Source organism: Phenylobacterium sp. (assembly GCF_024508875.1).
Classification (GTDB): Bacteria; Pseudomonadota; Alphaproteobacteria; order Caulobacterales; family Caulobacteraceae; genus Phenylobacterium.
Genome location: NZ_JANINU010000103.1, coordinates 1 through 7,572 on the forward strand (window position 1 = coordinate 1; position 7,572 = coordinate 7,572).

At 69.3% G+C, this 7,572-nt stretch carries 9 protein-coding genes; 5 read left to right on the forward strand and 4 right to left on the reverse strand.

The genetic code is table 11. The features are described from left to right. Nucleotides 1–25: 25 nt before the first annotated feature. Nucleotides 26–1,243 (reverse strand): pseudouridine synthase, encoded by a 1,218-nt coding sequence (locus Q0L11_RS09135; RefSeq protein ID WP_296596817.1) that lies wholly within the window; start codon nucleotides 1,241–1,243, stop codon nucleotides 26–28. A 12-nt stretch (nucleotides 1,244–1,255) separates the two neighbouring features. Here Q0L11_RS09135 and tadA point away from each other — a divergent pair, with 12 nt between their 5' ends. The 5 genes from tadA to Q0L11_RS09160 all read left to right on the forward strand — a co-directional run bounded on the left by tadA (nucleotide 1,256) and on the right by Q0L11_RS09160 (nucleotide 4,195). Continuing rightward, nucleotides 1,256–1,696: a tRNA adenosine(34) deaminase TadA gene (tadA, locus tag Q0L11_RS09140; RefSeq protein ID WP_296596818.1), complete on the forward strand. Its 441-nt coding sequence runs from the start codon at nucleotides 1,256–1,258 to the stop codon at nucleotides 1,694–1,696. Then, nucleotides 1,693–2,502 carry a helix-turn-helix domain-containing protein gene (locus Q0L11_RS09145; RefSeq protein ID WP_296596819.1) on the forward strand — a complete coding sequence of 270 codons (810 nt, stop codon included), beginning with the start codon at nucleotides 1,693–1,695 and terminating at the stop codon, nucleotides 2,500–2,502. Before tadA ends, Q0L11_RS09145 begins: the two co-directional genes overlap by 4 nt. A gap of 23 nt (nucleotides 2,503–2,525) precedes the next feature. Then, on the forward strand, nucleotides 2,526–2,984 hold the full coding sequence (locus tag Q0L11_RS09150; RefSeq protein WP_296596821.1) for a DUF6265 family protein: 459 nt from the start codon (nucleotides 2,526–2,528) through the stop codon (nucleotides 2,982–2,984). Nucleotides 2,985–3,079: 95 nt separating this feature from the next. Then, nucleotides 3,080–3,253 carry a hypothetical protein gene (locus Q0L11_RS09155; protein ID WP_296596822.1) on the forward strand — a complete coding sequence of 58 codons (174 nt, stop codon included), beginning with the start codon at nucleotides 3,080–3,082 and terminating at the stop codon, nucleotides 3,251–3,253. A 66-nt stretch (nucleotides 3,254–3,319) separates the two neighbouring features. Next, entirely contained in the window at nucleotides 3,320–4,195 is an 876-nt protein-coding gene (locus Q0L11_RS09160) for an SDR family NAD(P)-dependent oxidoreductase (protein ID WP_296596823.1), read from the forward strand. Here Q0L11_RS09160 and Q0L11_RS09165 read toward each other — a convergent pair. From Q0L11_RS09165 to Q0L11_RS09175, 3 genes are all read right to left on the reverse strand, one after another. Further along, a complete protein-coding gene (locus Q0L11_RS09165) occupies nucleotides 4,192–4,779 on the reverse strand; it encodes a GNAT family protein (protein WP_296596824.1) in 588 nt (195 codons plus the stop codon). The genes Q0L11_RS09160 and Q0L11_RS09165 overlap by 4 nt on opposite strands. A 283-nt stretch (nucleotides 4,780–5,062) precedes the next feature. Next, on the reverse strand, nucleotides 5,063–5,812 hold the full coding sequence (locus Q0L11_RS09170) for a sulfite exporter TauE/SafE family protein (protein WP_296596825.1): 750 nt from the start codon (nucleotides 5,810–5,812) through the stop codon (nucleotides 5,063–5,065). 403 nt (nucleotides 5,813–6,215) lie between these two features. Then, complete coding sequence (locus tag Q0L11_RS09175) at nucleotides 6,216–7,538, reverse strand: acyl-CoA dehydrogenase family protein (RefSeq protein WP_296596826.1); 1,323 nt, start codon at nucleotides 7,536–7,538, stop codon at nucleotides 6,216–6,218. Nucleotides 7,539–7,572: the final 34 nt, after the last annotated feature.

Sequence of the window (7,572 nt, forward strand, 5' to 3'; positions counted from 1 at the left end):
GACGGGATCGCCTACGCCAAGCGCCTCACCCGCGCGGCCCTCGACCGCCCGATCTGGGAGGGCCTGGCCGACGAGCGCCGGAGCTTCCAGGCCGTTGTCCGGACGGTTTCGGCCCGCGAGGGCCTGCGCCGGGGCCGCCCCCCCGCTTCAATCCAGTCGCTGTAGCCTTGTCGATGATGTCCGGGCGGCTCGGCGCCTTCACCGGCCTCGCCGGCTTGGCCTTTGCGGCCGGCCGCGGCTTCTTGGGCGCGTGCGTAGTGGCCTTCGGCTTCGGCTTGGCCCAGCCGGCCTTGTAGGCAGGCTTCTCCTTCGGACCGCGCACCGGCGGAGCCGCCAGGTCGGCGGCGACCTTGGCCTCCTCCTGCGCCCGGCGCGAGGCGCTCTTGCGCGGCGACCGGTACTGCGGCCGCTCGCCCCTGGGCAAGTTGGCCGGGTCGATGTGCTCGGCGAATTGCTCGCGGATCACCCGCGGCCCCACCTCTTCCAGTTCGCCGACGCCCAGGGTTCCGAGGGCCAGCGGCCCGTAGGCCAGGCGGATCAGCCGGTTCACCTTCAGCCCGATGGATTCCAGCACCTTGCGGACCTCGCGGTTCTTGCCCTCGTGCAGGGTGACCGTGATCCACAGGTTCGCGCCCTGCGGCCCTTCCTTGGCCTTGTCCAGCTTGGCCTCGATCGGCCCGTAGCGGACGCCGTCCACCGTCGCGCCGTTCTTCAGCCGGTCCAGGCGCTCCTGCGTGGTGCGCCCGTGCGCCCGGGCGCGATAGCGGCGGACGATTCCGGTGGTCGGCATCTCCAGCGCGCGGGCCAGTTCGCCATCGTTGGTGAGCAGCAGCAGGCCTTCGGAGTTGATGTCCAGGCGGCCCACGGAGATCAGCCGCGGCAGGCCGTCGGGCAGCGCCTTGAACACCGTCGGGCGGCCGTTCGGGTCCTTGTGCGTCGTCACCAGCCCCACGGGCTTGTGGTAGCGGAACAGGCGCGCCGGCTCGGGCTCGCCCACCACGTCGCCGTCGACCGTGACAATGTCGCCGGGCTCCACCTTCACGCCGGGCGTGTCCAGCGTGCGGCCGTTGATCGCCACGCGGCCTTCCCCGATCAGCCGCTCCACGTCGCGGCGCGAGCCGACGCCGGCGCGGGCCAGCAGCTTGGCGACGCGTTCGCCGCCCTCGGCGTCGGGCGCCCCGTCGTCGTCGTCGTGGGCTTGACCTGGGTCGTCGCGCTGGGGTCGTAGTGGATCGTGGACCATGATCACCGGACAATGCGCATCGCGCTCGAAGCCGCGCAAGCCGCAGCCGCGGCCGGCGAGACGCCCGTAGGCGCCGCGATCGTCGATCCGGCCTCGGGCGAGGTCGTCGCCGTGGGGGCCAACCAGCCGATCGGCAGCCACGACCCGACCGCTCACGCCGAGATCGTCGCCATCCGCGCCGCGGCGCAGAAGCTGGGCAACTATCGCCTCACCGACCTCACCCTGTACGTCACCCTGGAACCCTGCGCCATGTGCGCCGGCGCCATCAGCCACGCCCGTATCGGCCGGGTGGTGTTCGGCGCCGAGGACCCCAAGGGCGGCGCGGTGGTGAACGGGCCCCGTTTCTTCGAGCAGCCCACCTGCCACTGGCGACCCGCCGTCGAAGGCGGCGTCCTGGCGCAAGAGGCCGGCGGCCTGCTCCGCGGCTTCTTCCGGGCCCGGCGCGGCAAGTGAGATACGCCGAGTTCCCCCCGCCTGCGTCCCTCAGGAAGTACGTCCACTGCCTCTGGGTGTTCGAGGGACACGACGCCGACGAGCCGCAGCGCATCGTGCCCGACGGGCGCTGCGAACTGATCCTGCACTGGGGCGCGCCCTATCTCGAGCGCGACGGCCAGGCCTGGACGCCGCAACCCCGCGCCCTCTTCGCCGGCCAACTCACCCGCCCGCTGCACCTCCTGGCCCGCGAGCCCGCTGGCGTCGTTGGCGTCCGCTTCCGCACCGTCGGCGCCGCGCCGTTCCTGCAGAGCCACGTCAATCCGTTCACCGACCGGCGCCTGCCGCTCGCTGGCGCACCCGACCTGCGCGACGTTCCGGACGAAACCCAGCGTCTGGCCGCTGCCGCCGCCTACGTCGCCGAGCGGCTCCACGATCAATTCTACGACCGCCGCATCGCTTCGGCCGCCGCCGAGTTGCGGGGCAGCGAGGGTCGCATCCCGCTGGACGAACTGGCGGCCAAGGTCGAGCTGTCGCCGCGCATGCTGCAGCGGCGGTTCCTGGAAGCGGTCGGCGTGCCCCCGCGCATGCTGGCCTCGGTCCTCCGCTTCCGTCGGCTGTTCGAGATTCTGCAGACCGAGGACGTTGCGAGCTGGACCGACGCGGCCCAGGCGGCCGGCTATTTCGACCACCCGCAGATGGCCCGCGATTTCCGTCGCTTCCTGGGCTGCACGCCGACCGAGTTCCTGGCCGCCAAGCCGGGCCTCGCTGTTCACCTTGTCGAGGATGACGCAATCGTACAAGCGCGGGCCGCGCCCCACGGTTAAGCCTGATGCGCCGGAGAAAACCCATGCGCATCGCCCTCATCGCCCTGATCGCCATCACGTTCGCCGTGCCCGCCCACGCCGCGCCGGCGGATGACCTGTTGAAGCTCGGCTGGATGGCCGGGAGCTGGATCGAGGAAAGGGACGGCGTGGTCACGCGCGAGACCTGGCTCGCGCCGCTGGACGGCGCCATGGCCGGCGCGGGCCAGACCAACCGTCCGCGCCGGCCGCCGCGCATCGAGCACATGAAGATCACGGTCGAGCCGGCGGGCCTCACCTTCACCGCCGTCCTGCCGGGCCAGCCGCCGACGCCCTTCGTCCTCCGGCCCGATGCCGGCGAGGAAATGGTGTTCGAGAACGCCGCCCATGACTTTCCCCAACGCGTGATCTACCGCCGCTGTGGGGAGGATCTCTGCGCGCGGATCGAGGGCTTGGTGAACGGTCGGCAGGCCTCCCAGGCCTGGCGCTACCGGCGGGCGCCCTGAACTTTTTCGTTAACGCTACCGAGGCGGAAATCCTTAATTTCAAAGAATTTTCGCCCCTGACGAAACCGCAGCGCCAAAGCGCGCGTATCTCGAGCATGACCTGGGAAGCCTATTGCCGAGAAGAGGCCCGCGAGTGCGAGAAGCTCGCCCGCGTGGCGCAGGGGGACGCCCGCAAGGACTGGGCCGACGCCGCACGCCAGTGGCGGATGCAGCTTGATCGCCTGTCGCGCTCCGAGACGACCCGCGTCGCCCAGCGCAAGCGCGCCTGATCGGGCCTTGGCGCCCGGCACCGGGAGTCCGATGATCCTTCCAAACAACGGTATGGGAGGAAGGCCATGGGACTGCTCGACGGCAAGGTCGCCATCATAACCGGCGCGGGCAACGGATTGGGCGAGGCCTACGCGAAACTGTTCGCCAGGGAAGGCGCCGCGGTCGTCGTCAACGATCTGGGCGGCCCGCGCGACGGGTCGGGATCCGGGTCGGTCTCCGCCGCGCAGAAGGTCGTCGACGAGATCCTCGCGGAGGGCGGCCGCGCCGTGGCCAACGGCGACGACGTCTCCACGGTCCAGGGCGGCGAGAACATCCTGAAGACCGCGCTGGACGCGTTCGGCCAGGTGGACATCCTGGTCTGCAACGCCGGCATCCTGCGCGACAAGACCTTTGCCAACACCTCCGAGGAGGACTGGGACAAGGTCATCAAGGTCCACCTCAAGGGGACCTACTGCTGTGCGCTCCCCGTCTGGAAGCACATGAAGGACCACGGCGGCGGCGCGATGGTGCTGACGTCGTCCACCTCCGGCCTCTACGGCAATTTCGGCCAGGCCAACTACGGCGCCGCCAAGGCCGGCATCTACGGCATGGTCCGGGTGATGGCCATCGAGGGGCGCAAGTACAACATCCGGGTCATGGGCCTGGCGCCGGGCGCCTACACCCGCATGACCTCCGACCTGCCCGGCCGCCAGGGCCGCGAGCCCGATCCGCTGAGCCTGCCGGAGAATGTCGCCCCGGGCGTGCTCTACATGGTCTCGGACCTGGCCGCGGACCATTCCGGCAAGATTCTCGGCGTCTCCTCCCGCGGCGTCCGCGAGATCAAGATGCTGGAGACCCCCGGCTTCACGCCCGGCCGTCCGTACACCGCGCAGGAGGTGGCGGAGAACGCCGACAAGGTCTTCTTCCCCGAGCGGGAAGGGCGGGCGGTGACGCTGGCTTAGGACGCCAGCGCCGCGAGCCGCGCGTCCAGCCGCTCGCGCACCGCGGGCCACTCGTCCGCCAGGATCGAGAAGATCACGGTGTCGCGGATTCGGCCGGTCCAGGTCAGCCGGTCCGCCCGCAGGATGCCCTCCTGTACGGCGCCGAGTTTGATCACGGCCGCCCGGCTGCGCGCGTTCAGCGCGTCGACGCGATAGACGACCCGGCGGGCGCCGCAGTCGAAGGCGTGGGCCATCATGAGGCGCTTGGCGGCCGGGTTCACCGCCCCACCCCGCACCTCGGGCCGATAGTAGGTGCCGCCCACCTCCAGCACGCTGTTCGGCGGGTCGATGGCGTAGAAGGTCGTAAGCCCCACCACCTCGCCGCCGGCGACCACCGCGTAGGGCTGGGTGTTCCCCGCGGCCTGGTCGGCCATCAGCTTGTCCCACGTCGGCTCAAAGTGCTCGTTCGCCCAGGAGAAGGGATAGAGCTCGGTCCAGATGCGCTGGTCCGCGTTGGTGGCCGCGCGCAGGCCCTCGCGATGGCCGTCGGCCATCGGCTCCAACCGCACGAAGCGGTTCTCCAGGACCTGGTGTTCGAGCTTCATGACATATCCTTTGACCATGGAGCGCCGCCATAGGCCGCCCTGCGGTCTGGCTGAAACGGCCAATTTCCCCGAACAAGCCAGACCATTCGATGGCCCCCGGCGAATTTTCCACACACAGCGTCAAAAAACCTGGTTTGCGGCCCTTGCAACCACTTCGGGACGACATACCTCAGGCGTGCCCATTCCTGGGCGTTTCCTCCCTAAAGACTTCCCCAGCCGGGCCAGATTTGGCCCGGCTCTTTTTTTGGAAGACGAGAGCGCGGCGCGCACCGCCGGGGGCGCCTCACCCCAGCATGAGTTGCGCGGCCTGCACGAGGTAGGTCGCCCCCACGCCCGTGACGATCCAGCGGGTCCAGCGCTTGAAGTTCACGTCGCTCATGCGGTTCAGGATCAGGCCCCCGACAGCGGTGCCGGCCATCGACAGCGGGATCGCCAGGATGAACACCCACGCCGGCGGCATCCCGACGCGCGAGCCGGCGACCAGCGGGGCGCCATAGACCAGGATCTTGGCCAGGTGGGCGAACACCTGGGTCGCGGCCTTGGTCGCCACGATCGCGTGTCGTGTCAGTTCCGTGCGCACGAAGAAGATGTCGAGCAGCGGGCCAGCCACCCCGGCCGTGAGGTTCAAGCCGGTCACGGACAGCCCCGACAGGAAGGCCTGCGGCGGCCGCGAGGCGTCGAGGTTGATCCATTTCTGCGGCAGCCAGGTCAGTCCCGGCACCAGGCCCAGCAGCAGGAACAGCAGCGGCTTGGACGGTGTGAAGCTGAGGAAGGCGACCACCAGGCCCGCCACGAGCGAGGCCAGCGCGTACCAGCCGACGATATCCCAGCGGACGTACTTACGATGCAGGATCGAGCGCCAACCGTTGGCGACAAGCTGAAGTATGCCGTGGGTGACGAAAGCCCCCTGCACGGGCAGGACAAGGGCCAGCGCCCCCATCAGGACGAGGCCGCCCGCCATCCCGAACACGCCCGAGAGCGTGGCCGTGACGAAGGCCATGCAGACCACGAAGGCGGCTGCAATCAGGTTCATGGGTATCCTCCGGAGTTGCGACCCACCCCGGAAGGCGGGCACAGGCCGCCTCCGGTCGCAGGTCTGCTGCGCGTCGCGCGCGGGACGGAGCGGGCGCTGCGAGCCCAAGGGCGAGCGCTCCGGTATGCGCCTGGGCCTCAGCCCGGCGAGGTATCTCGAATGCCGTGTCCATGACGGATCACCGTTCGCTTACACCCAAGCTCCGGCGAACGCCAAGCGCGCGGCGCCGCTGCCCTTCTCCCCTTGCGGGAGAAGGTGGCTCGCGAAGCGAGACGGATGAGGGGTCGCGCCAGCCACCCTGCATCAACGAAAAAGGGGTCGCCGGACACACCGGGCGACCCCTCATTCGTCGGCTGACGCCGACACCTTCTCCCGCAAGGGGAGAAGGTGCGCCAAAAGCGATCTAGTTCCGGAACACCGCCGCCATCGACGGGTCGGCCGGCATTTCGCGGTACTGCTGCAGCTCGTTGCGGCCGACCACCATGTGGTGCACCTCGTCCGGGCCGTCGGCGATGCGCAGCGTGCGGGTGTTGGCGTACATGCGGGCCAGCGGGGTGTGCTGCGAGACCCCCAGGGCGCCGTACATCTGGATCGCCTGGTCGATGATCTTGCAGACGCGCTCGGGCACCATGGCCTTGACCATATGGATCCAGATACGGGCTTCGCGGTTGCCCAGGACGTCCATGGCCTTGGCGGCCTTGAGCACCATCAGGCGCATGGCCTCGATCTCGATCCGCGCGCGGCTGACGATCTCGAGGTTGCCGCCGAGCTGGATGATCGGCTTGCCGAACGCCACCCGGCTCATCCCGCGGGTCACCATCAGGTCCAGCGCCTTTTCGGCCGAACCGATGGCGCGCATGCAGTGGTGGATGCGGCCGGGGCCCAGGCGAAGCTGGCTGATCTCGAAGCCGCGACCTTCGCCCAGCAGCATGTTCGAGGCCGGCACGCGGGCGTTGTTGAAGCGGATGTGCATGTGGCCGTGCGGCGCGTCGGGGTCGCCGAACACGTGCTGGCCGCCGACGATCTCGACGCCTTCGCAGGGCAGCGGCACCAGGATCTGCGACTGCTGCAGGTGGGGCGGATCATGCTCGCCGCCGGTCTTGACCATGCAGATCATGACCTTGCAGCGCGGGCTGCCGGCGCCCGAGATGTAGTGCTTCTCGCCGTTGATGATGTACTCGTCGCCCACGCGCACGGCGCGGGTGTCGATGTTCTTGGCGTCGGACGAGGCCGTGTTCAGCTCGGTCATGCAGTAGGCCGAGCGGATCTCGCCCTTCAGCAGGGGCTCCAGCCACTGCTTCTTCTGCTCGGGAGTGCCGACGCGCTCCAGCACTTCCATGTTGCCGGTGTCCGGCGCGGCGCAGTTCATGATTTCGGAGGCGAGGCGCACCTTGCCCAGTTCCACCGCGATATAAGCGTAATCCAGATTGGAAAGACCCTCGCCCGTCTCGGCGTCGGGCAGGAAGAAGTTCCACAGGCCGGCGGCCTTGGCCTTTTCCTTCGCGGCTTCCAGCACTTCGAGCTGGCCGGGGGCGTATTGCCAGACGTCCGGACGGCCCTCGCCCAGGCGGTGCCATTCCTCGGAGGCCGGCTCGGCCACTTCTCGGATGAACTCCTTCACCTTGTTGTAGAGCGGCAGCGCCTTGTCCGACATGCGCAGGTCGTTGAGTTCGTCCTGCGGGCTCAGGCCAAAGCTGGATTGGGGCCGTTCGGCGGCGATGTTCATCGGGTCACTCCCTGCGCGATTGTCTCACGCCACC

What these genes read in the sequence shown, in the direction of transcription:
- Q0L11_RS09160 (WP_296596823.1), top strand. Translation starts at nt 3,320, where the DNA reads ATGGGACTGCTCGACGGCAAGGTCGCCATCATAACCGGCGCGGGCAAC.
- tadA (WP_296596818.1), top strand. Translation starts at nt 1,256, where the DNA reads ATGCGCATCGCGCTCGAAGCCGCGCAAGCCGCAGCCGCGGCCGGCGAG.
- Q0L11_RS09135 (WP_296596817.1), bottom strand. Translation starts at nt 1,243, where the DNA reads ATGGTCCACGATCCACTACGACCCCAGCGCGACGACCCAGGTCAAGCC.
- Q0L11_RS09175 (WP_296596826.1), bottom strand. Translation starts at nt 7,538, where the DNA reads ATGAACATCGCCGCCGAACGGCCCCAATCCAGCTTTGGCCTGAGCCCG.
- Q0L11_RS09170 (WP_296596825.1), bottom strand. Translation starts at nt 5,812, where the DNA reads ATGAACCTGATTGCAGCCGCCTTCGTGGTCTGCATGGCCTTCGTCACG.
- Q0L11_RS09165 (WP_296596824.1), bottom strand. Translation starts at nt 4,779, where the DNA reads ATGAAGCTCGAACACCAGGTCCTGGAGAACCGCTTCGTGCGGTTGGAG.
- Q0L11_RS09150 (WP_296596821.1), top strand. Translation starts at nt 2,526, where the DNA reads ATGCGCATCGCCCTCATCGCCCTGATCGCCATCACGTTCGCCGTGCCC.
- Q0L11_RS09155 (WP_296596822.1), top strand. Translation starts at nt 3,080, where the DNA reads ATGACCTGGGAAGCCTATTGCCGAGAAGAGGCCCGCGAGTGCGAGAAG.